This is a genomic window from Streptomyces sp. NPDC107522, from assembly GCF_055657525.1.
Window position 1 is genome coordinate 316,347 of sequence record NZ_JBVKAU010000003.1, and the last position, 20,665, is coordinate 337,011.

At 70.9% G+C, this 20,665-nt stretch carries 22 protein-coding genes; 9 read left to right on the forward strand and 13 right to left on the reverse strand.

Annotation, left to right across the window (positions count from 1 at the left end):
- Positions 1-18: 18 nt before the first annotated feature.
- Positions 19-171 (forward strand): hypothetical protein, encoded by a 153-nt coding sequence (locus tag ACZ7L6_RS11440; protein WP_398814719.1) that lies wholly within the window; start codon positions 19-21, stop codon positions 169-171.
- A gap of 120 nt (positions 172-291) precedes the next feature.
- On the opposite strand, the gene ACZ7L6_RS11445 is transcribed toward ACZ7L6_RS11440, so the two are convergent.
- From ACZ7L6_RS11445 to ACZ7L6_RS11455, 3 genes are all read right to left on the reverse strand, one after another.
- Positions 292-897 carry a MarC family protein gene (locus tag ACZ7L6_RS11445; RefSeq protein ID WP_471922350.1) on the reverse strand — a complete coding sequence of 202 codons (606 nt, stop codon included), beginning with the start codon at positions 895-897 and terminating at the stop codon, positions 292-294.
- A 71-nt stretch (positions 898-968) separates the two neighbouring features.
- Positions 969-1,826 carry a PHP domain-containing protein gene (locus tag ACZ7L6_RS11450; RefSeq protein ID WP_471922352.1) on the reverse strand — a complete coding sequence of 286 codons (858 nt, stop codon included), beginning with the start codon at positions 1,824-1,826 and terminating at the stop codon, positions 969-971.
- Positions 1,827-2,036: 210 nt separating this feature from the next.
- The gene (locus ACZ7L6_RS11455) at positions 2,037-2,678 is read right to left on the reverse strand and encodes a DUF6758 family protein (protein WP_471922354.1); all 642 of its coding nucleotides are present in this window, start codon (positions 2,676-2,678) and stop codon (positions 2,037-2,039) included.
- Positions 2,679-2,797: 119 nt separating this feature from the next.
- Between ACZ7L6_RS11455 and ACZ7L6_RS11460 the strand changes: the two genes are divergently transcribed.
- The gene (locus ACZ7L6_RS11460; protein ID WP_471922356.1) at positions 2,798-4,012 is read left to right on the forward strand and encodes an MFS transporter; all 1,215 of its coding nucleotides are present in this window, start codon (positions 2,798-2,800) and stop codon (positions 4,010-4,012) included.
- 41 nt (positions 4,013-4,053) lie between these two features.
- Here ACZ7L6_RS11460 and ACZ7L6_RS11465 read toward each other — a convergent pair whose 3' ends face one another.
- Positions 4,054-4,638: a suppressor of fused domain protein gene (locus ACZ7L6_RS11465; RefSeq protein WP_471922359.1), complete on the reverse strand. Its 585-nt coding sequence runs from the start codon at positions 4,636-4,638 to the stop codon at positions 4,054-4,056.
- 510 nt (positions 4,639-5,148) lie between these two features.
- On the opposite strand from ACZ7L6_RS11465, the gene ACZ7L6_RS11470 reads away from it, so the two are divergent.
- Positions 5,149-6,264, forward strand: coding sequence for a magnesium and cobalt transport protein CorA (locus ACZ7L6_RS11470; protein ID WP_471922361.1), 1,116 nt, complete (start codon positions 5,149-5,151; stop codon positions 6,262-6,264).
- Positions 6,265-6,305: 41 nt separating this feature from the next.
- Positions 6,306-6,821 carry a hypothetical protein gene (locus ACZ7L6_RS11475; protein WP_471922363.1) on the forward strand — a complete coding sequence of 172 codons (516 nt, stop codon included), beginning with the start codon at positions 6,306-6,308 and terminating at the stop codon, positions 6,819-6,821.
- Positions 6,822-6,846: 25 nt separating this feature from the next.
- On the opposite strand, the gene ACZ7L6_RS11480 is transcribed toward ACZ7L6_RS11475, so the two are convergent.
- Positions 6,847-7,599 carry a hypothetical protein gene (locus tag ACZ7L6_RS11480; RefSeq protein WP_471922365.1) on the reverse strand — a complete coding sequence of 251 codons (753 nt, stop codon included), beginning with the start codon at positions 7,597-7,599 and terminating at the stop codon, positions 6,847-6,849.
- 223 nt (positions 7,600-7,822) lie between these two features.
- Between ACZ7L6_RS11480 and ACZ7L6_RS11485 the strand changes: the two genes are divergently transcribed.
- The 3 genes from ACZ7L6_RS11485 to ACZ7L6_RS11495 are packed head-to-tail and all read left to right on the forward strand — an operon-like array spanning position 7,823 to position 10,899.
- Complete coding sequence (locus ACZ7L6_RS11485) at positions 7,823-9,121, forward strand: magnesium transporter MgtE N-terminal domain-containing protein (RefSeq protein ID WP_471922367.1); 1,299 nt, start codon at positions 7,823-7,825, stop codon at positions 9,119-9,121.
- Positions 9,111-9,722, forward strand: coding sequence for a DUF1003 domain-containing protein (locus ACZ7L6_RS11490; protein WP_471922369.1), 612 nt, complete (start codon positions 9,111-9,113; stop codon positions 9,720-9,722). Before ACZ7L6_RS11485 ends, ACZ7L6_RS11490 begins: the two co-directional genes overlap by 11 nt.
- A 43-nt stretch (positions 9,723-9,765) precedes the next feature.
- Positions 9,766-10,899, forward strand: coding sequence for an Mrp/NBP35 family ATP-binding protein (locus ACZ7L6_RS11495; RefSeq protein WP_471922371.1), 1,134 nt, complete (start codon positions 9,766-9,768; stop codon positions 10,897-10,899).
- Positions 10,900-10,978: 79 nt separating this feature from the next.
- Here the strand turns inward: ACZ7L6_RS11495 and ACZ7L6_RS11500 are convergent, their stop codons facing one another.
- The 5 genes from ACZ7L6_RS11500 to sigE form a co-directional block, all read right to left on the reverse strand.
- A complete protein-coding gene (locus tag ACZ7L6_RS11500) occupies positions 10,979-11,647 on the reverse strand; it encodes a hypothetical protein (RefSeq protein WP_471922373.1) in 669 nt (222 codons plus the stop codon).
- 227 nt (positions 11,648-11,874) lie between these two features.
- On the reverse strand, positions 11,875-12,321 hold the full coding sequence (locus ACZ7L6_RS11505; RefSeq protein WP_471922375.1) for a sec-independent translocase: 447 nt from the start codon (positions 12,319-12,321) through the stop codon (positions 11,875-11,877).
- Positions 12,322-12,538: 217 nt separating this feature from the next.
- On the reverse strand, positions 12,539-14,281 hold the full coding sequence (locus tag ACZ7L6_RS11510) for a S1C family serine protease (protein ID WP_471923367.1): 1,743 nt from the start codon (positions 14,279-14,281) through the stop codon (positions 12,539-12,541).
- A 1,216-nt stretch (positions 14,282-15,497) separates the two neighbouring features.
- Entirely contained in the window at positions 15,498-16,469 is a 972-nt protein-coding gene (locus tag ACZ7L6_RS11515) for an anti-sigma factor family protein (protein ID WP_471922377.1), read from the reverse strand.
- The gene (sigE, locus tag ACZ7L6_RS11520) at positions 16,466-17,164 is read right to left on the reverse strand and encodes an RNA polymerase sigma factor SigE (protein WP_037642843.1); all 699 of its coding nucleotides are present in this window, start codon (positions 17,162-17,164) and stop codon (positions 16,466-16,468) included. The genes ACZ7L6_RS11515 and sigE overlap by 4 nt, the downstream gene beginning before the upstream one ends.
- A 235-nt stretch (positions 17,165-17,399) precedes the next feature.
- Here sigE and ACZ7L6_RS11525 point away from each other — a divergent pair, with 235 nt between their 5' ends.
- Positions 17,400-18,098, forward strand: a complete 699-nt coding sequence (locus ACZ7L6_RS11525; protein WP_471923369.1) for an O-methyltransferase — start codon at positions 17,400-17,402, stop codon at positions 18,096-18,098.
- Positions 18,099-18,202: 104 nt separating this feature from the next.
- On the opposite strand, the gene ACZ7L6_RS11530 is transcribed toward ACZ7L6_RS11525, so the two are convergent.
- Complete coding sequence (locus ACZ7L6_RS11530; RefSeq protein ID WP_003966491.1) at positions 18,203-18,370, reverse strand: DUF3117 domain-containing protein; 168 nt, start codon at positions 18,368-18,370, stop codon at positions 18,203-18,205.
- Positions 18,371-18,737: 367 nt separating this feature from the next.
- On the opposite strand from ACZ7L6_RS11530, the gene chcB reads away from it, so the two are divergent.
- Entirely contained in the window at positions 18,738-19,541 is an 804-nt protein-coding gene (gene chcB / locus ACZ7L6_RS11535; RefSeq protein ID WP_471922379.1) for a 2-cyclohexenylcarbonyl CoA isomerase, read from the forward strand.
- A 93-nt stretch (positions 19,542-19,634) separates the two neighbouring features.
- Here chcB and ACZ7L6_RS11540 read toward each other — a convergent pair whose 3' ends face one another.
- Both ACZ7L6_RS11540 and ACZ7L6_RS11545 read right to left on the reverse strand, forming a co-directional pair.
- Positions 19,635-20,222 carry a DNA-3-methyladenine glycosylase I gene (locus ACZ7L6_RS11540; protein ID WP_471922380.1) on the reverse strand — a complete coding sequence of 196 codons (588 nt, stop codon included), beginning with the start codon at positions 20,220-20,222 and terminating at the stop codon, positions 19,635-19,637.
- Positions 20,219-20,572: a DivIVA domain-containing protein gene (locus ACZ7L6_RS11545; protein WP_471923371.1), complete on the reverse strand. Its 354-nt coding sequence runs from the start codon at positions 20,570-20,572 to the stop codon at positions 20,219-20,221. Before ACZ7L6_RS11545 ends, ACZ7L6_RS11540 begins: the two co-directional genes overlap by 4 nt.
- Between the last annotated feature and the right edge of the window lie 93 nt (positions 20,573-20,665).

Genomic DNA, 20,665 nt, shown 5'->3' on the forward strand with positions numbered 1-20,665 from the left:
CAGACGAAGGGAGAAGCCATGCGCTTCGAGATCATGCGACTCGACGAGGTCGACGGCACACCCGTGGACAGCACCGTCGTGGACGCCGCCTCCGTCAACCGGATCGTTCAGCAGGCCGCCTCGATCGGTCAGCGGCTGTGGATCCGCCCGGCTGAGACCTCGGCCTCGTAACAGATGCTCCCAACAGACGCTCGCAACGGACGCTCATAACAGACGCGGATCCCCGCAGAAGCTTCGAAGCCCCCGTACGGCACCCAGGCCGGACGGGGGCTTCGCGCATACGGCGGCGGCTCAGGCGCCCTGGATCACCTGCGTGACGCCGTTGATGATCTGCTGCACGGCGATCGCCGACAGCATCATGCCCGCGAGCCGCGTCACCAGGACCACACCGCCGTCCTTGATGACGCGGATGATCAGCAGCGAGTACCGCATCACGAGCCACAGCACGACGTGGATGGCGAGGATCGCCGCCCACACCGACGCCTGCGTGGCCACGGTGTCGGCCTTCTGCACGGCGAGGATGACGGAGACGATCGCGCCCGGCCCCGCCAGCAACGGCATGCCCAGCGGTACGAGGGCGACGTTGACGTCCTTGGTCTGCTTGGGCTCGTCCGTCTTGCCGGTGAGCAGGTCGAGCGCGATCAGCAGGAGCAGCAGCCCGCCCGCGATCATCAGCGCGGGGACGGAGACATGCAGGTAGTTGAGGATCTGGTGACCGAGGAGCCCGAACACCGCGATCACCCCACCCGCCACGCACACAGCCTGGAAGGCCATGCGCTTCTGCACCTTGCCGGGCCGGCCGGCGGTGAGCGCGAGGAAGATCGGGGTGATCCCGGGGGGATCCATGATGACGAAGAGGGTCAGGAAGAGGGAGCCGAAGACGGCGAGGTCGAACATGGGTGAGCCTTGCGAAAAAAGGGCAGCGTGCAGCGCCGGGTGAGAAGGAACGGACCTGTGGGTGAGGAAGCTCAGACCCCGCCGGCCCCCGGCACGGGAAACGCCCCGGTCGCCCGCCGCGTGATCTCCCCGTACACCTCGGGATCCGTCGTGAACTCCCCGAGCACGCATGTCTTGCGGCTGCCGTGATAGTCGCTGGACCCGGTGGTCAGCAGCCCGAGCTCCTTCGCGAGCCCGCGCAGGCGCGCGCGCGTGTCGGGGTCGTGGTCCATGTGGTCGACCTCGATGCCGTCGAGCCCGGCCGCGGCCATCTCGGCGATCGCGGACTCCGGCACGGTACGGCCCCGCTTGCTCGCGGCCGGGTGCGCGAAGACGGCGACGCCGCCCGCGGCCTTGATCAGCCGGATCGCCTCGAACGGGTCGGTCTCGTGCTTCTCCACGAAGGCCCGCCCGCCGTCGGCCAGCCAGTCCTCGGTGAAGGCGTCGCCCACGGTCGGTACGACCCCCAGCTCGACCAGCGCGGAGGCGACGTGCGGCCGGCCGACCGAACCGTCCCCGGCGATCCGCAGCACCTGCTCCCATGTCACCGGCACACCCAGCTCGTTGAGCTTGGCGACCATTCCCTGGGCCCGGGGCACCCGGTCGTCCCGCACCAGCTCCCGCTCGGCGAGCAGCGCCGGCTCCTCGGGGTCGAACAGATAGGCCAGCATGTGCATGCTCACACCGTCGATACGGCAGGACAGCTCGGCCCCGGTGACGAGCGTGAGCCCCTCCGGCAGCGCGGCGATGGCCTCGGCGTACCCCCGTGTGGTGTCGTGATCGGTGAGCGCCACCACGTCCAGCCCGGCCGCGGCGGCATTGAGCACCAGCTGGGCCGGCGTGTCCGTACCGTCGGAAGCGGAGGAGTGGGTGTGCAGATCAATACGCACGACGCGAACTCCAGACGGTGACGACGCTAACGGGGACGCTCAAGGATAACCGGATTTTCAAGCCCCCTGTCACACCCGCACAGCCAAGCGCCCCTTACATCGAGGCACCCAGGGGCGCGGGGCTGTATCGATATGCGGCTCCGCCGCGTGGGCGCGAGCAACCCAGGACCAGCCGCGCACGCCCCTCAGCACACCCCACCCCAGTGGGCGCTACGGCTCAAGCAAGCGCGGCGAAAGCGCCCCGCAGGGCACCAGATCCACCTCGGCCCCCGCATCCCGCAGATCCGTCAGCACCAGCTCGTCGTACATCAGCAACCCCGACTGCTCCGGCCACACGACCGCCCAGAGCCACATCCCGAGCGCCTCCCCCGCGAACACGGCACGGTCGTCGGGCGTACCCGACACATGCCACAGCGGCGTCGGCCGCCCCGCGGCGAGGACCTTGGCCTGCGGCGGCTTCTCGACGTTCATGTACGGCCCGGGATCCGGCCCGTCGATGCCCGCATACCGCGCGCCGAGCCCGACGCCGAGCTCCTCGGCGACCAGGATCAACTCGCCCACGCCGCCGAGCGGTCCGGGCCCGGAGCAGGCCACGGCCGTCGCACGGCCCCCGCTGCGGTCGTCGCCCGCGCTGGCGACGCCCGTGAACAGCCAGCCGATCGGCAGCGGCCACGGGATCCACACCGGCACCTGCGTGCGGTGCACGACAACACTGAGGGCCTCGACGCTGGGCGGGATCACAGGCTGCACCGGATGCACGGTGCCGTGCACATCGCACTGCCAGGTGTCGACGAAGAGTCCGGGAGCCCTGACCCGGCCACCACACTTCGGGCAACTGGGTTCGCCCCTCATAGGGCCCCACGGTCCTACCCCTTCCGCGTCACGTCAAGGACGATCACCCGACCGGGCGGAACCCGTTTCACGAAGGAAGCCGCATGCGCTTTGCGTCGTTAGCATGCCTAACTTAATATATGTATATGCCATCTATCTCTCTGCGTCAGCCGACGGCCGTATGGGCGACCGCCGGGGCGTCCGTCGTCGCCTTCATGGGCATCGGCCTCGTCGACCCGATCCTGCCGTCCATCGCGGGCGGCCTGAACGCCACGCCCGGCCAGGTCTCCCTGCTCTTCACCTCGTACTTCCTCATCACCGCCGTGGCCATGCTGGTCACCGGCTTCGTCTCCAGCCGCATCGGCGGCCGCCGGACCCTGCTGCTGGGTCTGGCGTTCGTGGTCGTCTTCGCCGGGCTCGCGGGCACGTCCGGTTCCGTCGGCGAGCTGGTCGGCTTCCGGGCGGGCTGGGGCCTCGGCAACGCGCTCTTCGTCTCCACGGCCCTCGCGGTCATCGTCGGCGCGGCAGCCGGCGGCAGCGCGGCGGCGATCCTGCTGTACGAGTCCGCCCTCGGTCTCGGCATGGCCTGCGGGCCGCTGCTGGGCGCGCTCCTCGGGGACGCCAGCTGGCGCTACCCGTTCTTCGGCACGGCCTTCTTGATGGCCGTCGGCTTCCTGTGCATCGCGGTGTTCCTGAAGGAGCAGCCGAAGCCGGCCCGCAGGACGTCGCTGCTGGACCCGATCAGGGCCCTCGGCCACGGTGGCCTCGCGTCCGCGGCGGTCTCGGCGTTCTTCTACAACTACACGTTCTTCACCGTGCTGGCCTTCACGCCGTTCGTGCTGGACATGAGCCCGTACCGGTCGGGCGCGGTGTTCTTCGCCTGGGGTGTGCTGCTCGCCGTGTTCTCGGTGATCGTGGCGCCGCGGCTGCAGGGGCGGTTCGGTTCGCTGAAGGTGCTCGGCGGCTCGCTGGTGCTGCTGGCCGTGGACGTACTCGTGCTCGGTTACGGCGACCACACCACCGCCGTCGTCTGCACGGTCCTGTCCGGCGCGTTCATCGGCGTGAACAACACCGTCTACACGGAGCTGGCCCTCGGCGTCTCGGACGCGCCGCGTCCGGTGGCGAGCGCGGGCTACAACTTCGTGCGCTGGTTCGCGGCGGCGGCCGCGCCCTACTTCGCGCCGAGGATCGAGGAGTGGACCGGCAGCGTCCACGTCCCGTTCGTGGTGGCCGCGGTCACGGCCGTGGCGGGCGCGCTCGTGGTCGTCGTACGGCGGAAGGCCCTCACGGACGAGGCCGAGGCACTGGAGACCAGGCACGCCACCGAGGACAGTGTCACCGTGTTCGCCAACTGACGCTTTTCAGCCACCGGTTGGTGAGGTTGCTCACGCCACTGTCAGTCGAGCGGGACGGAGGTGCGGGCGGGGTCGCGAAGGTCCGTCCCGTTCGTCAGCCAGCGCTCCTGGAGGGCCTGGGCGCCGTGCACGCGCTTCCAGGCGGCCTCGTTCGGGGTCATGGGCAGAAGGGGCAGGAAGTGCACGGGGTCGGCGGGCTCGTCGAGCTCCAGGTCCTCGACCAGCCCGCCCGGCTCGGCGACCAGGACCGAGGTGAACGGGGCGCCGGGCCACAGCGGTTCACCCACGTCCAGGGAGGCGCCCGGGGCCACGATCACACCCTCCACCTGCGGGGACGCGGCGAGTACAGCGAGCGGGCGGAGCACCTTGTCGGTGTCGGCCAGGCCCGAGCGGACCGAGAGGACCAGTTCGGCGCGGGGGCCCTTGACCGGGTCGGCCACCACCGCGGTGGGGTCGCTCATGGGCTGCGCGGACATACCGAGCGTGGCGTAGCGGACGATGTCGCCCTCCTGGAAACGGAGCACCTCGATGCGGTCCGTACCGAGGAAGGTGACCGCCGCGCGCGCGTCCGGTTCGCCCAGAGCGCTGCGCAACCGGGCTTCGACCAGAGGGAGAACATCAGCCATGCGGCGAGCATAGAACTCGTCAGCACCGGGCAAAGCAGCGCCTTGACACTTCAGTCGGCTGATACTCTTGCCCGGTGTTCGGGACAGCATGCAGAAGCGTCGCGATCGAGTCCCGACGCCAGGATGGAGACTCCCCTACGGGGAACCCCTGACGGGGTATGGAACGTCCCTCACGAGGGACCGGCCGGAGGAGGTGGGGCTGTTATGGATCGAAGTCGACCGTGCAGTACCACTCGCTCTTCCCGCCACTGATGTAGCTGATTCGGCTGTTCCGGCTCTGGCTGACCGCCGCCTTTCACGCTTGCGTCCTCCCGCGGAAGAGCACTTCGTTTCGCTTTGCCTGATCGGTCTGATCTGTTCCAGCAACGAAGCCCATCACCGCGACGGTGCGGTGCTCCCCGCTTTGTGGACGTGCCAAACATCCTGAGGTCAGGACGTCCCCATTCCGGGCAGTTCCACCCGTGCCGCGGCCCTGCACGCTTCGTTGCCCGCCCGCGAAGGAGCCTGCTCATGTCGATGATCCGCGACCTGCGTGCCGTGGTCCGCCCGTCCCGCGTCTCGCTGCGCAAGGACAACGGCACCTACGACACCACCCGCGACCCCGCGACGCCCTCCGCCGTCGTCGACTGCGCCGTCTACCGGGGCGGCGCCCGTGTCGAGAGCGAAAAGCCCCTCTCCCCGCACGAGGCGATGCGCCAGGTGCGGCGTGACGGTGGCTTCGTGTGGATCGGGCTGCACGAGCCGACGGAGGCCGAATTCTCCGGTATCGCCGGCGAGTTCGGGCTGCACCCGCTGGCCGTCGAGGACGCGGTGCAGGCCCACCAGCGCCCGAAGCTGGAGCGCTACGACGACTCGCTCTTCACCGTCTTCAAGACCATCCACTACGTCGAGCACGACGAGCTCACCGCCAACAGCGAGATCGTCGAGACCGGCGAGGTCATGTGCTTCACCGGGCGGGACTTCTTCATCACCGTCCGGCACGGCGGGCAGGGCTCGCTGCGGGCGCTGCGGCACCGGCTGCAGGACGACCCCGAGCTGCTCGCCAAGGGCCCGTCGGCCGTGCTGCACGCCATCGCCGACCATGTCGTGGACGGGTACATCGCGGTCGCCGACGCGGTGCAGGACGACATCGACGAGGTGGAGACCGAGGTCTTCTCGCCGGGCCGGAAGGGCTCGCCGCGCGGTACGGACGCGGGGCGGATCTACCAACTCAAGCGCGAGGTCCTGGAGTTCAAGCGCGCGGTGTCGCCCCTGCTGCGTCCCATGCAGCTGCTGAGCGAGCGGCCGATGCGGCTGATCGACCCGGACATCCAGAAGTACTTCCGGGACGTCGCCGACCACCTGGCCCGCGTGCAGGAGCAGGTCATGGGCTTCGACGAGCTGCTGAACTCGATCCTCCAGGCCAACCTGGCGCAGGCGTCCGTCGCGCAGAACGAGGACATGCGGAAGATCACCTCCTGGGCCGCGATCATCGCCGTACCGACGATGGTCTGCGGTGTGTACGGGATGAACTTCGACTACATGCCGGAGCTGCGCTGGAAGTTCGGGTACCCGATGGTGCTCGGGATCACGGCGGTGATCTGCATCGGCATCCACCGCACGCTGAAGCGGAACGGATGGCTCTGACCGGCCCGGACACGCCTGACGCGGCTGGATAGTCTTGCGCCATGACTAGCGAGCTGCTCGACCAGGCCCTCGTCGAGGAGGCCACCAAGAAGTCCGGCCTCATCTGGGTCAAGGGGCCTGGTCACCCGGCCCGGGCGCTGTGGCACGTCTGGCACGAGGGTGCCGCGTGTGTCGTGGGCGACGGTCCGGGCGAGCAGCCGCTGCCGGGGCTGACCGACGGGGCCGCGGCCGAGGTGACGGTCCGCAGCAAGGACAAGGGGGGCCGGCTGGTCTCCTGGTCGGCGAAGGTCGTGGAGCTCGCGCCGGGGTCCGAGCACTGGGACGCCGCGGTCGCCGAACTCAAGGGCAAGCGCCTGAACGCCCCCGACGGCGAGGCGATGCCGGAGCGCTGGGCCCGCGAATGCCGGGTGCTGCGCCTGGAGCCGACCGGAACGACCGCCCCGCTGCCGGACGGCTCCCTGGCCGAGGCGCCGCTGCCTTCCCCGGCGACGACACGTCAGCCGATCCCAGCGGGGCTGCCGCGGCTGCTGCTGAAGAAAAAGAAGCGGCGCCGCTAGGCAGGTCGGCGCAGCGCTCAGGCCGTCACGACGTCGGCAGCTGCTTGCCGTAGTCCACCGTCTCGTCCTTCGCCGGCTTCTCCAGGGGGAAGTCCTTGCCCCAGGAGGAGAAGGTCAAGGTGCCCGCGCCGCCCGCCCGGGTCAGGCGCAGGGGGTACGGGGCGCCCTCGAGGGAGACGTCCAGGGTGCCGCCGGACCCCTTGTCGCCGGTGATGCGGATGGTGCGGATGCCCGCCTGCTCGTGGTGGCCGTCGGTGGCCAGCGTGCCGTGCAGGGTCAGCAGGCCGTCGAGGAGGACGGCCTTCTCCGTGAAGCCGCTGAACTTCTTGTACGACGGATCGGCCTGCGGCACCTTCACGTACTTGCCGCCCAGCTTGTCCGCGGCCGCCGCGTCCGCCTTGCCGCCGCCCTGCCCGTCCGCATCGCTCCAGAAGTCGGCGCCGGCCTTCAGATACAGCTGCTCCCCGATCCGCAGCAGCTGGAAGGTCGCCCCCTGCACGGTGACCGACCCCGTCGCCCCGTCGGTCTTCAGCTGCATGTCGAGTTTGTAGGTGCGCCCGCTGGTCACCACGTTCCCGGACAGGCGCACCGCCTCGGCGGAGTCGGCGGCCGTACGGGTCTTGCGCTGGATCTCGGCGGCCGGCAGCTTGCCGACCCCGTTGGTGCCCTCGTCGGGGTCCTCACTGCATCCCGTCAGCCCCGTTCCCGACACGACCAGGGCGCACACGGCGCTCACCAGCGCGGCCCGGCGCTTACGCCCCTGGGAAATCGCAGTCACAGGTGGGGCTGCCTTTCTGTCGTGGGACCTGAGCGGCGTACCGCAGCGTACCGGGGCCTCAGGCCCCAGGCGGAGCCAGTCCGTCCGGACCGCCCACCAGGGCGTATCGGATCAGGACGGGCTAGCCTGAAGCCCACCCGAGCGGGCAATTCGACAAATGCGGCACCGTCCGCGGAACCGCACCAGAAACACGGCACATCCCGCACGCAAAGGAGCCTCAGCCATGGCAGCCGGCGCTCCCCGGATCTTCGTCTCGCACCTCGCCGGTGTCGCCGCCTTCGACCCGAACGGCGACCAGGTGGGCCGCGTCAGAGATCTGGTCGTCATGCTGCGCGTCGGCCGACGCCCCCCGCGGCTGCTCGGCCTCGTCGTCGAACTCTCCACCCGGCGCCGCATCTTCCTGCCCATGACCCGGGTGACCAGCATCGAGTCCGGCCAGGTCATCACCACCGGCGTGCTCAACGTCCGCCGCTTCGAGCAGCGCCCCACCGAGCGCCTCGTCTTCGGCGAGCTCCTCGACCGGCGCGTCAGGCTCGTCGAGACCGGCGAGGACGTCACGGTCCTCGACCTGTCGGTGCAGCAGCTCCCGGCCCGCCGGGACTGGGAGATCGACAAGGTGTTCGTACGCAAGGGCGGCAAGGGCGGGGCCTTCCGGCGTGCCAAGGGCGAGTCGCTGACCGTCGAGTGGTCCGCCGTCACCGGCTTCTCCGCGGAGGAGCAGGGACAGGGCGCCGAGAACCTCCTCGCGACCTTCGAGCAGCTGCGCCCCGCCGACCTCGCCAACGTCCTGCACCACCTCTCCCCCAAGCGCCGCGCCGAGGTCGCCGCGGCCCTCGACGACGACCGCCTCGCCGACGTACTCGAAGAGCTCCCCGAGGACGACCAGATCGAGATCCTCGGCAAGCTGAAGGAGGAGCGCGCCGCAGACGTCCTGGAGGCCATGGACCCGGACGACGCGGCCGACCTGCTCGGCGAGCTGCCCACGGAGGAGCAGGAGCGGCTGCTGAGCCTGATGCAGCCCGGCGACGCGGCCGACATGCGGCGCCTGATGGCGTACGAGGAGCACACGGCGGGCGGTCTGATGACGACCGAGCCGATCGTGCTGCGGCCGGACGCGACCGTCGCCGACGCGCTGGCCCGGGTCCGCAACCCGGACCTCTCCCCCGCCCTCGCCGCCCAGGTCTACGTCTGCCGGCCGCCCGACGAGACGCCCACCGGCAAGTACCTCGGCACGGTCCACTTCCAGCGCCTGCTGCGCGACCCGCCGTACACCCTGGTCAGCTCGCTCGTCGACGAGGCACTGGAGGCCCTGGAGCCGGACGCCGCGCTGCCGGTCGTCGCCGGGTTCTTCGCGACGTACGACATGGTCGCGGCGCCCGTCGTCGACGAGTCCGGGTCGCTGCTGGGCGTGGTGACCGTGGACGACGTACTGGACCACATGCTGCCCGACGACTGGCGGGAGACGGAGTTCCACCTGGACGAGGACAAGGGTGCCGAGGGGGTGGCCACCCATGGCTCCTGAGCGCGAGGGCACGCGTGAGCGCGTGGTGTCGGGAGCCACCGCGGCCACCCGGGCGCCCCGCGCGCGCCTCGACCAACCCCGGCCGCCGCGGCGGCGGATCCTGCCGGAGTGGGACCCGGAGGCCTTCGGACGGCTGTCGGAGCGCATCGCCCGCTTCATCGGGACCGGGCGGTTCCTCGTCTGGATGACGGTCGTGATCGTCGTGTGGGTGCTGTGGAACATCGCGGCCCCGACCGACCTGCGCTGGGACGAGTACCCGTTCATCTTCCTGACCCTGGTCCTGTCCCTGCAGGCCTCGTACGCCGCCCCGCTGATCCTGCTCGCGCAGAACCGGCAGGACGACCGGGACCGGGTCAACCTCGAACAGGACCGCAAGCAGAACGAGCGGTCCATCGCCGACACCGAGTACCTGACCCGCGAGATCGCCGCCCTGCGCATCGGGCTCGGGGAGGTCGCCACCCGCGACTGGATGCGCTCGGAGCTGCAGGACCTGATGAAGGAGCTGGAGGAGCGGCAGGACGGCCACCGCGGGAACGGCCACCCCGAGCACGGGGTATTCCCGGCAGAACGGTCGCGGGGACGTGACGCAGACGACCGCTGACAGCCTTTCCGGGGCGAGGCTACTGGGCCGTACCATCGTCCTTATGGCTACGGAAGACGCGGTGCGCGAAGCACTGGCGACGGTGAACGACCCCGAGATCAACCGCCCCATCACCGAACTCGGGATGGTCAAGTCGGTCGACATCGGGGCGGACGGAGCGGTCGCGGTCACCGTGTACCTGACGGTCTCCGGCTGCCCGATGCGCGAGACGATCACGCAGCGAGTGACGGACGCGGTCTCCCGGGTCGACGGCGTCACCCGCGTCGACGTCACGCTCGACGTCATGAGCGACGAGCAGCGCAAGGAGCTGGCCAACGCCCTGCGCGGCGGCCAGGCCGAGCGCGAGGTCCCCTTCGCCAAGCCCGGCTCGCTCACCCGCGTGTACGCGGTCGCGTCCGGCAAGGGCGGCGTCGGCAAGTCCTCCGTCACGGTCAACCTGGCGGCGGCGATGGCGGCCGACGGCCTCAAGGTGGGCGTCGTCGACGCCGACATCTACGGCCACAGTGTGCCGCGCATGCTGGGCGCGGACGGCCGGCCGACCCAGGTCGAGAACATGATCATGCCGCCCTCCGCGAACGGCGTGAAGGTCATCTCCATCGGCATGTTCACGCCGGGCAACGCGCCGGTGGTGTGGCGTGGCCCGATGCTCCACCGGGCGCTCCAGCAGTTCCTGGCGGACGTCTACTGGGGCGACCTGGACGTCCTGCTCCTGGACCTGCCCCCGGGCACGGGTGACATCGCCATCTCGGTGGCCCAGCTGGTCCCGAACGCCGAGATCCTGGTCGTCACGACCCCGCAGCAGGCGGCGGCCGAGGTCGCCGAGCGCGCGGGCTCCATCGCCGTCCAGACCCACCAGAAGATCGTCGGCGTGGTCGAGAACATGTCCGGCCTGCCCTGCCCGCACTGCGGCGAGATGGTCGACGTCTTCGGCACGGGCGGCGGCCAGGTGGTCGCCGACGGCCTCACCCGCACGACCGGCACGAACGTCCCGGTCCTCGGCAACATCCCCATCGACGTCCGCCTCCGCGAGGGCGGCGACGAGGGCAAGCCGGTGGTCCTGACGGACCCGGACTCCCCGGCGGGGTCCGCGCTCCGAGCGATCGCGGGGAAGCTGGGCGGGCGCCAGCGGGGCCTGTCGGGCATGTCGCTGGGTATCACGCCGCGCAACAAGTTCTGATCCCTGTACGACGATGGGGGCGCCGTCCGGTGTGACGGCGCCCCCATCGTCGTAGCCCTGTCCTGGTGCTGGGCGATGCCTAGGCGTATGCCGAGATGTCCTTGATCATGGCGAAGCCGAGCCCGTACGCGCTCATGCCTCTGCCGTACGCCCCCACATGCACCCCTTCCTGAGTCGAGCCGGCCAGCACCCACCCGAACTCGGACTCCCGGTAATGGAAGGGCGTCGGCACGCCGTCCACCGGAAGGGACAGCGTCGACCAGTCAGGCCCGTCCAGATCGTCGGCCAAAGCCCACGCCGTCTCCGTCTGCTGCTCCAGCCAGTCGTCGCGCAGCGAGTGGTCCATCTGCCCGGGCCACGTGAACGACAGCAGCCCCACCCCCGCCAGCCACGCCGCCGAGGACACCGACGTGGCCTCCAGCAGCCCCGTACCGTCGGCACTCCTCCGGGACGGATTCGCCGCGACGGTCACCACGACCGCGAACTTCTCCCGGTCCTCCGACGCCTCGTTCCGTACGGAGGGCTCGTCACCGTGCCCGATCGACCCGTGTTCCACGGCCCCGTCGGCCGCCGTGCCGACCTGCATCAGCCAGCGCGGCCCCGTGAAGGCCTCGTCGAGGCCGTACCACGGGAAGGGCGCCAGCAGGTAGCCGTCGACCGTGCGCCGGGCGGAGGGGACGTGCTGTCCGCTCTCCGCGGCCGGTGCCTGCGCGACTGCCCGACTCGTCGTCTGACTCGTCGTCTCCATGTGCCCGGACGCCTCCTCGCTCTCGCCGGACCAGCCCGGCCCGCCCCCCTTCGGGCGTACTCGTCCGGTCCGCACAACAACTCGGCAGCATAACCACACCGCACAAAGCTGCAGGGAAAGCGCCCGGCGCGTGGGGCGCGCAGGGGGCGGGTTCAGGCCGCGTGCGACCCGGGCGGAGTATGAGAAGCGTCACGTATGAACGGTGTTCGCTCCCGTGTTCGTACGGCTCAGGTGGCGTCGGCGTCGTAGGGTGGACGCTCGTCGCGGGCTTTCTCGGGCTTCTTCGTCATGTCGACGCTGCCGCCGGAGGAACCCGCGGCGGAGGACGAGGAGGAGGCCGACGACTCCGAGTCACGGCCGTGGACGGCGTCGGTGACCTCGGCCATCTCCTTCTTCAGGTCGAAGCCGTTGCGGATCTCCTTGAGCCCCAGGTCGTCGTTGTCCAGCTGCTTGCGGATGAACGTCTTGGGGTTGAGGTCCTCGAACTCGAAGTCCTTGAACTCCGGGCCGAGTTCCTGCCGGATGTCCTGCTTGGCGCTCTCCGAGAACTCGCGGATCTTGCGGATCGTCCGTGTGACGTCCTGGATCATCTTCGGGAGCTTGTCCGGACCGAAGATGAGCACGGCAAGGACGACGAGCGTCACCAGCTCGAGCGGTCCTATGTCATTGAACACCTGAAGCTCCTTGCGATGTCCTCGGTCCTCGGCCCTCGATGGTCTGTGCGGGTCTTGCCGTGGTCCGGGCCGGATCCAAGGTACCTTCCGATCCCGTACGACCGGTACTGTCCCGAGCCTCCGAGTGCGCGTATGCGTGCGGTTTTGTGGGTTGTTTGCCTTGTCAGAGCCCTTGTGGGGCGGTGACGCGGGCTGGGCTGTGAGGTACGTGTGAGTCTCAGCCGCCGCTGGACGAACCGAGCGTCAGCGAGATGGTGAGCTCCTTGCCGCCGCGCTCCAGGGTCAGCTCCAGACGGTCGCCGGGCCGGTGGGCGCGGGTCTTGACGATGAGTTCCTCGCCGGAGTGGACGCGCTGGCCGTCGACCTCGGTGATGACGTCGCCCGGCTTGATGCCGGCCTTGTCGCCGGGGCCGTTCCGCGTGACCGCGGGGCCGCCGTCGCTGCCCTTGGTGCCGACGCGGGCGCCGTCGCCGCTGTAGTCCATGTCGAGTGTGACGCCGATGACCGGGTGGGTCGCCTTTCCCGTGTTGATCAGCTCCTCGGCGACCCGCTTGGCCTGGTTGACCGGGATGGCGAAGCCGAGGCCGATGGAGCCGGCCTGGCCGCTGTCGAGGTCCGAGCCGCTGTCGGCCGACCGTATCGCCGAGTTGATGCCGATGACCCGGGCGCGGGCGTCGAGGAGGGGGCCGCCGGAGTTGCCCGGGTTGATGGGCGCGTCGGTCTGCAGGGCATCCACATACGACACATCACTCCCGTCGCCGCTCTCGCCGCCGGCCGTGATGGGCCGCTCCTTGGCGCTGATGATGCCGGAGGTGACGGTGCCCTCCAGGTCGAACGGGGCGCCGATCGCTATGACGGGGTCGCCGACCTGGACGTTGTCGGAGTTGCCGAGCGGCAGGGGCTTCAGGCCGCTGACGCCGGTGACCTTGACCACGGCGAGGTCGTAGCCACTGTCGCGTCCGACGACGGTGGCCTTGGCGGTGTCACCGCTGTGGAAGGTCACCGATATCTCGCCGTCGTCGCCCGCGGGTTCGACGACGTGGTTGTTGGTGAGGATGTGGCCGCGGTCGTCGAGCACGAACCCCGTCCCGGTGCCCTGCTCCGCGCTCCCGCTCACATGCAGCGTCACGACGCTGGGCAGGGCACGGGCGGCGATCCCGGCGACGCTGTCCGGCGCCCGCCCGGCGGGCTCGGCGCCGGCCTGCGGCAGCTCCACGTCCCCCACACCGCCGTTGCGCTCCAGATACGCCCCCACGACGCCACCGACGCCACCGGAGACGAGCGCGATCAGCAGAACACCGACGATCAGCACCTTCTTGGCCCGCTTGCGCCGCTGCTGCTCGGTGCGAACCGCGGCGCCGTTCTGCTGGAGGGGGGCGGTGGGGTGGGGGGTGGAGTGGGTTGTGGAGGCCCAGGGGTCGTAGTTCTGCCAGGGGTTGGTGAGGGGTGGGGTGTCTGCGTAGGCGGGGGTGGCTGGGGCGGGTGTGACTTGGAGGGGTACGGCTTGGGCGGAGGTGCTGTGGGTCGGGGTGCCGTGGGTCGGGGTGCCGTGGGTCGGGGCGCTGTGGCTCGGGGTGCCGTGGGTGGGGGTGGGCTGGGCAAGGGTGTTGGCTGTCGAGGGTGGCGCCTGGGCGGGGATGCCGGGGGGCGGCGACTGGGCGGGGGTGCCGGGAGGCGCCGGGACAGGAGCGCCGGTCGCCGGAGCCGGCACTGGAGCGGGTACGCCGGCTGTCGGGGCCGAGGCTGCCGACGGCACGGGCGTGCCGGGTGCTGCGGCCGGCGCGCCGGGCGTCGGGGCGCGGAGGCCGGGCGTGGGTGCGGGCATGCCGTGCGCGGGTGGTGGCATCGGTACGGCCGTTCCGTGCGCGGGCGTGGTCGCCGGGTGCTGGACCGGCGGAGCGGGCGCCCAGGGTCCGGGCTCACCGTAGGGCGGGGTGCTGTAGGGGTCGGGGTCGTGCAGGGGCTTGGGGCGTTCGACGGGGGGCGCTGCGGGGGCGGGGGCGGCACCGTCGGCAGCCTCTGCGGGGACCGTGCCCGCACGATCGGCAGCCTCCGCCGAAACCGCGGCCCCCTGATCGGCAGCCCCCGCCCCAGCACCGGCAGCACCGTCGGCGGAGTCCCCGCCCACCGCACCGCCGGCCTCAGCCCGCTCCACGACGACGGCACCTCCGTCGTCGCCAGCACTCACGGCCGCGTCGACATCACCCGCCGACGGGACGGCCGCAGGCGCCGCGCCCGGACGTGCCAGCTCGAAGTCGCCCTCGGCGGACGCCTCGTCTCCAACGCCGCCGCTCACAGCAGGCCGCCGCAGCTCGTAGCCGCCCTCAGCCGAAGCCTGGTCTCCACCGCTGCCGCCCACACCAGGCCGCCGCAGCTCGAAGTCGCCCTCAGCCGAAGCGCCGACATCACTACCGCCGTCGGCGCCAGGCCGCCGCAGCTCGAAGTCGCTCTCGTCCGAAGCCCCGGCACCACCGCCGCCGCCCACACCAGGCCGCCGCAGCTCGAAGTCCCCCTCGGTGTCACCCTCAGCCGAAGCCATGCCGTCGCCCACGCGCACAGCCGGACGCGCCAACTCGAAGTCGCCGTCCGTGTCGCCACCGAGGCCCGGCCCACCGGTGGCTCCCGGTGCCGTGGGCCCGGCCGCGGCCGCTGCGCCCGGCGCCGTCGGCTCGCTCGTCTCGTCCGGTGTCGGTTCGGTGCCCTCCGCCCGGGCCGAGGGCTCCTGCGGCCGAGGTCGGTTCCACCACTTCGCCTTCGCGGGCTTCCCCTCGTTCATGCTCTGCTTCCTACTCGCTGCTGACCGTTGCTCGAGTAGGACGCTTCGCTCTCCCCGCCGCATCCGAAGGGACACGGCCGGAGCGCGGCCGGGCAGCCGCGGCCGATGGACCGTCGTGCGGCCGATCCCGCAGCCCGCGGAGAGGGCCCGGTCTACCGGCTTCCCAACCCTGGTTCCCCGGCAGGCCGTCACCGGGAACGCCCCGGCGCCCGAACGCCTACTCAACTCTGCGCTGTCGCGCTCACGTTCCCTCAGGAAACCGGCGCCCTCGTGCTACCTCCCCCACCCGGCACGCGGCGTCCACGGCGGCCGCAGTTGATCGACTCCGCGCCCGGCTGTCGGCGGGGCGCGGCCCACCCCGGATTCAATCAGGTTCGTGGGCCGCTGCGCAGAGGCCGGGTCAGTGGCCGGTGGCGGGCGAGACGGAAGGAGATGACGTCGCGTCGGGGACGGGTGCGGCGAGCAGGTCGGGGGTCGCCGTGATCTCGGGGGCCGTGGACCACGAGGTGAGGGTGAGCGGCGGGGTCGCGCTGAGCGGGCGTATCAGCGGCGACATGGCGGCCGCGCCGGCCACCATGGGCGCCGTCAGGGTGTGCATCTCCTGGTCGGCGGGCTGCGTCGGCACCCCGGGCAGGAGGGGGGCCGACACCTCGGTCGGGGCCGCCGGGGTGGCCGGCGTCCGCTGCCCCTGCCCCTGGGCGAGCAGCGGGCCGACCGCGCGGCGGCGCTGGTTCTCGGGTGCCGTCGTGGAGCCGGTGCCCTGCGAGCGCGCCGGTGTCACATTGCTGCCGCCCGAGCCGCCGCGCGCCTCGGCGTCGGTCGGCGCACTCGTCGTGACGCCGCCCAGTGAGATGGCCGCGAGTGACACCGCCCCCGCTGCGACCAACACGAAACGCATACGGGAGGACCCGGAGCGGTCGGCGTCCTGACGGCCCACGGGGTGGGTGCGGAAACCGCGGTCCGAGGCGGGGAGCGCAGGAGCATGCGCACGCGACGGGACGTATCCGAACTCGAAGCGGTCGCCCCGCTTCATTCCGAACGCCCCGGTGGCGCCCGGCCGCCCGGACAGTCCCCCGAATCCTCCCCCGCCCAGCGGCGAGCCACCGCTGTCCAGGTCACCTCCCCCGGGGAGGCCCTGAAGGCGGGCCAGGAAACTCTCGGAGGGAGGCGGCGGGGCCGCCTCCGCGAAGACGTTCTTCAGCCGGCGCTGGGCGTCGACCTCGGCCTTGCACTTGGCGCACGTCGCCAGGTGGGCCAGGACACGCTCGCGCGTCTCATGACCGAGCTCTCCGTCGACAAGGGCGGAGAGTCGGTCTCCCAGATGCTGCTCTGCCAGGAGCCGTTCGGCGGGGTCGGGTCGGGAGCCACTCACGCGGTCGCGCCCCCTCCCCCCAGAGCGGCCACACGCGGCACGAAGGAGCGGCGCTCGGCGCGCGCCTCCGGCGAGCGGTGGGCGAGGGCCTTGCGCAGCTGCGAGCGGCCACGGTGGATACGGGACCGGACCGTGCCGAGCTTGACGCCCAGGGTCGCGGCGATCTCCTCGTACGACAGTCCTTCGATGTCGCACAGGACGACCGCGGCGCGGAACTCGGGCGCGAGGGTGTCCAGAGCCTGCTGGACGTCCGCGTCGAAGTGCGCGTCGTTGAAGACCTGCTGCGGGGTGGGTTCCTTGCTGGGCAGCCGCTCGGCCGCGTCCTCGCCCAGCGCGTCGAAGCGGATGCGCTGCTTGCGGCGGACCATGTCCAGGAAGAGGTTCGTGGTGATGCGGTGCAGCCAGCCCTCGAAGGTGCCCGGCGTGTAGGTCGACAGGGAGCGGAACACTCGGACGAAGACCTCCTGCGTGAGGTCCTCGGCGTCGTGCTGGTTACCGGTGAGGCGGTACGCCAGCCGGTAGACGCGGCCGCTGTGCGTGCTGACGATCTCCTCCCAGGTGGGCGGAGTCCACGCCTGCCCGTCCGCGTCGGTGGAGAAGGTCGCGGTCTGGGCGTAGTCGCCGGCGTGGCTGTGGTCAGCGGTGTCGTTCACGGATTTCGGCCTGCCCGCCGATCCGAGAAAGCGCCGCAGCACTCCTCCCCGATCCACAGGCGCAGCCGCACCTCCCCTGTCGGCTCTGGTGGTGTCCAGTGGAGCCCCTACCATAGCCACCTCGCCCGTTAGCTCCGGATAAGCGGTTTTACGAGAATTTGATCTGGGCTGATACGGCTGGTGGGCCTGCGTCAGCACTTGCTCGCGGTGTCGCTCGTCATCGTGATCCAACTGTGTCCCCCCGCTCGTCTTCCCACCCCTCTAAACGCGCGGTCCCATCTGCGGGTTCCCGGCCGCAACGGATACAGTCACGCCCAGGCAACCACGGGGCAAGGAGAGGGCCATTACCGGCAACCGGCAGACGAGCTGGGCGTTCGCCGACGCCTACGTCGCCGAGGACGACGTCCTGCGCTGGGCCCGGGACCGGGCCCGTGAGGCGGGGCTGCGCTCGGTGTCGCCCGGCACGGGCGCCGCGCTGCGACTGCTGGCCGCCTCGGTGGACGCGAAGGCGGTGGCCGAGATCGGCACCGGCACCGGCGTCTCCGGTATCCACCTCCTGCACGGCATGCGCCCCGACGGCGTCCTGACGACCGTGGACCCCGAACCGGAGCACCAGCAGTTCGCCCGCCAGGCCTTCCGCGCCTCCGGCTTCGCCAGCAACCGCGCCCGCTTCATCCCGGGCCGCGCCCTGGACGTCCTGCCCCGCCTCGCGGACGCCGGCTACGACCTCGTCTTCTGTGACGGCGACCGGCTGGAGTTTCTCGACTATCTCGCTGAATCGTTGCGCCTGCTGCGTCCGGGTGGCCTGGTCGTCTTCGAGGGCGTCTTCGCCAACGGCCGGACGGTGGACTCGGGCCCGCAGCCCACGGAGGTCATACGCATCCGGGAGCTGCTGCGCGCGGTGCGCGAGAGCCAGGAGCTGGTGCCGTCACTGCTGCCGGTGGGGGACGGGCTGCTGTGCGCCGTGAAGCGCTGACCGCCTGACCCTCTGAACCCTCTGACCGCGGACGTACCGGGAAAGCAGCGACCCCGGCACCGTGCGATGCCGGGGTCGCCGAAAGGGTAGGGTCGCTGTCCGCGTCAGCCGACGACCTTCTTGAGGGCGTCGCCCAGTGCGTCGGCCTCGTCAGGGGTCAGCTCGACGACGAGCCGACCGCCGCCTTCGAGCGGAACGCGCATGACGATGCCCCGCCCCTCCTTGGTCACCTCGAGCGGGCCATCGCCCGTCCGCGGCTTCATGGCCGCCATGCTCGTTCCCCTTCCTGAAACCAGCTCATAGTCAAAGCCGACGGCCCCATGGAGGGCACGCGTATCTGGCATGAGACACGCGACACCGGCATCGAACACATTGCTTCCAAGCCATTATCCCGCATCTCAGGACCCGATGACCAACATCAGTCGGCATCGCTTGGGCAACGCGCGCGAGCAAAACCACTCAATTCGGCGATGTGACTGCGATACTGCGCGACCGCACACGATCCGGCCGAACAGAATCGGACACGCCTTCTTTGACGCAGGTCACATGACCGGTTGCCGGTGATCTCCGCCATGCTGTCCTTCAGACAGGTGCGTACCGACGAGTACGCCCGAGCCGCGACACCGGAGGGGATACGCCATGGCCGACACCGTGCTCTACGAGGTGAGCGACGGGCTCGCGACGATCACGCTGAACCGTCCCGAGGCGATGAACGCGCTGAACATCGAGGCCAAGGTCGCCCTGCGGGAAGCGGTCCGGGCCGCGGCGGGCGACGACGCCGTACGGGCCGTGCTGCTGACGGCGGCCGGGGAGCGGGCGTTCTGTGTGGGGCAGGACCTGAAGGAGCACATCGGGCTGCTGATCACGGACCGGGAGACCGGGTCGAGGCAGACGATGAGCACGGTGCGGGAGCATTACAACCCGATCGTGCAGGCGCTCACGTCCATGCCGAAGCCGGTGGTGGCCGGGGTGAACGGGGTCGCGGCGGGGGCGGGCTTCGGGTTCGCGCTGGCTGCGGACTATCGGGTGGTGGCGGATACGGCTGCCTTCAATACGTCGTTCGCGGGCGTGGCTCTGACGGCCGACTCGGGGATCTCCTGGACCCTGCCGCGGGTCATCGGCGCCGGGCGCGCCGCCGACCTGCTGCTTTTCCCCAGGAACATCAAGGCGCAGGAGGCCTACGAGCTCGGGATCGCGAACCGGCTGGTGCCGGCGGATGCGCTGCGCGGCGAGGCCGAGAAGGTGGCTCGGGCGCTGGCCGAGGGGCCGACGGTGGCGTATGGGGCGATCAAGGAGGCGGTGGCGTTCGGGCTGTCGCACTCCTTGGAGGAGACGTTGGAGAAGGAGGATGAGCTGCAGACGCGGGCGGGGTCGTCCGAGGACCATGCGATTGCGGTGCAGGCCTTCGTGAACAAGGAAAAGCCGAAGTACTTGGGTCGGTGAGCTCGGGGCGGTAGCGCCGTCGGGGGCTGCGGGTTCGATGTGGTTGATCGCGCCCCGGCGGCGGAGCCGCATATCGATACCGCCCCGCGCCCCTTACGGGGCGCTTCTCGCCACGCACGTCTCCAAGTGGTCGTCGACCAAGCCGCACGCCTGCATCAGGGCGTATGCCGTCGTCGGGCCCACGAAGCGCAGGCCCCGCTTCTTCAGGGCCTTGGACAGGGCCGTCGACTCGGGTGTGACCGCGGGGACGTCGGCGAGCGTCTTCGGAACCGTACGGGTGCCGGGGTCCGGGGCGTGGGACCAGATCAGTTCGTCCAGTTCGCCCGGGGCCCAGTCGGCCAGTACGCGCGCGTTGGCCAGCGTCGCGTCGATCTTGGCTCTGTTGCGGATGATGCCCGGGTCGGCGAGGAGGCGGTCGCGGTCCGTGTCGGTGAAGGCGGCGACCTTGGCGATCTTGAAGTCGGCGAAGGCGGTGCGGAAGCCCGGGCGGCGGCGCAGGATCGTGATCCAGGACAGGCCCGACTGGAAGGCCTCCAGGCTGAGGCGTTCGTAGAGCGCGTCGTCGCCGTGGACCGGGCGGCCCCACTCCTCGTCGTGGTAAGTCACGTAGTCCGGGGTGGACAGGGCCCAGGGGCAGCGCAGGGCGCCGTCCGGGCCGGCGAGGGCCGTACCGTCACTCACTGCTGGTCCTCCTGGGCGGGCTTCTCCATCGACACATGGCCTCCGGCCGACGCCTGGGCTCCGGCCAGCGCGGACTCCAGGTCGGAGATACGGGCGTCGCGCTCGGCGAGCTCGGCGCCGAGGCGGCTGAGGGCGTCGTCGACGTCGGCCATGCGGTAGCCGCGGGCGGCGAGCGGGAAACGGAGGCTCTCGATGTCGGCGCGGTCGACCGGGCGGTCCAGCGGCAGCAGGTCCTGCAGGCGCTCGGGCGCGGCCTCGGGCAGCGGGCCGTCGCCCTCGCCGCCGCCCACCACGGCGAGTGTCACCGCGGCGACCACGACGGCGAGCGCGACGACCAGGAACAAGAACATAACCATCGCTGTGGCCCCCACGGTCGGTGAATGCGAGCGGTCGAGTGTGTCAGTGTCCGATCGTGCCATGCGACTCTGACAGTTAGGGTCGCA

What these genes read in the sequence shown, in the direction of transcription:
- ACZ7L6_RS11440 (WP_398814719.1), top strand. Translation starts at nt 19, where the DNA reads ATGCGCTTCGAGATCATGCGACTCGACGAGGTCGACGGCACACCCGTG.
- ACZ7L6_RS11445 (WP_471922350.1), bottom strand. Translation starts at nt 897, where the DNA reads ATGTTCGACCTCGCCGTCTTCGGCTCCCTCTTCCTGACCCTCTTCGTC.
- ACZ7L6_RS11455 (WP_471922354.1), bottom strand. Translation starts at nt 2,678, where the DNA reads ATGAGGGGCGAACCCAGTTGCCCGAAGTGTGGTGGCCGGGTCAGGGCT.
- ACZ7L6_RS11460 (WP_471922356.1), top strand. Translation starts at nt 2,798, where the DNA reads ATGTATATGCCATCTATCTCTCTGCGTCAGCCGACGGCCGTATGGGCG.
- ACZ7L6_RS11465 (WP_471922359.1), bottom strand. Translation starts at nt 4,638, where the DNA reads ATGGCTGATGTTCTCCCTCTGGTCGAAGCCCGGTTGCGCAGCGCTCTG.
- ACZ7L6_RS11470 (WP_471922361.1), top strand. Translation starts at nt 5,149, where the DNA reads ATGTCGATGATCCGCGACCTGCGTGCCGTGGTCCGCCCGTCCCGCGTC.
- ACZ7L6_RS11475 (WP_471922363.1), top strand. Translation starts at nt 6,306, where the DNA reads ATGACTAGCGAGCTGCTCGACCAGGCCCTCGTCGAGGAGGCCACCAAG.
- ACZ7L6_RS11485 (WP_471922367.1), top strand. Translation starts at nt 7,823, where the DNA reads ATGGCAGCCGGCGCTCCCCGGATCTTCGTCTCGCACCTCGCCGGTGTC.
- ACZ7L6_RS11490 (WP_471922369.1), top strand. Translation starts at nt 9,111, where the DNA reads ATGGCTCCTGAGCGCGAGGGCACGCGTGAGCGCGTGGTGTCGGGAGCC.
- ACZ7L6_RS11495 (WP_471922371.1), top strand. Translation starts at nt 9,766, where the DNA reads ATGGCTACGGAAGACGCGGTGCGCGAAGCACTGGCGACGGTGAACGAC.
- ACZ7L6_RS11500 (WP_471922373.1), bottom strand. Translation starts at nt 11,647, where the DNA reads ATGGAGACGACGAGTCAGACGACGAGTCGGGCAGTCGCGCAGGCACCG.
- ACZ7L6_RS11530 (WP_003966491.1), bottom strand. Translation starts at nt 18,370, where the DNA reads ATGGCGGCCATGAAGCCGCGGACGGGCGATGGCCCGCTCGAGGTGACC.
- chcB (WP_471922379.1), top strand. Translation starts at nt 18,738, where the DNA reads ATGGCCGACACCGTGCTCTACGAGGTGAGCGACGGGCTCGCGACGATC.
- ACZ7L6_RS11545 (WP_471923371.1), bottom strand. Translation starts at nt 20,572, where the DNA reads ATGTTCTTGTTCCTGGTCGTCGCGCTCGCCGTCGTGGTCGCCGCGGTG.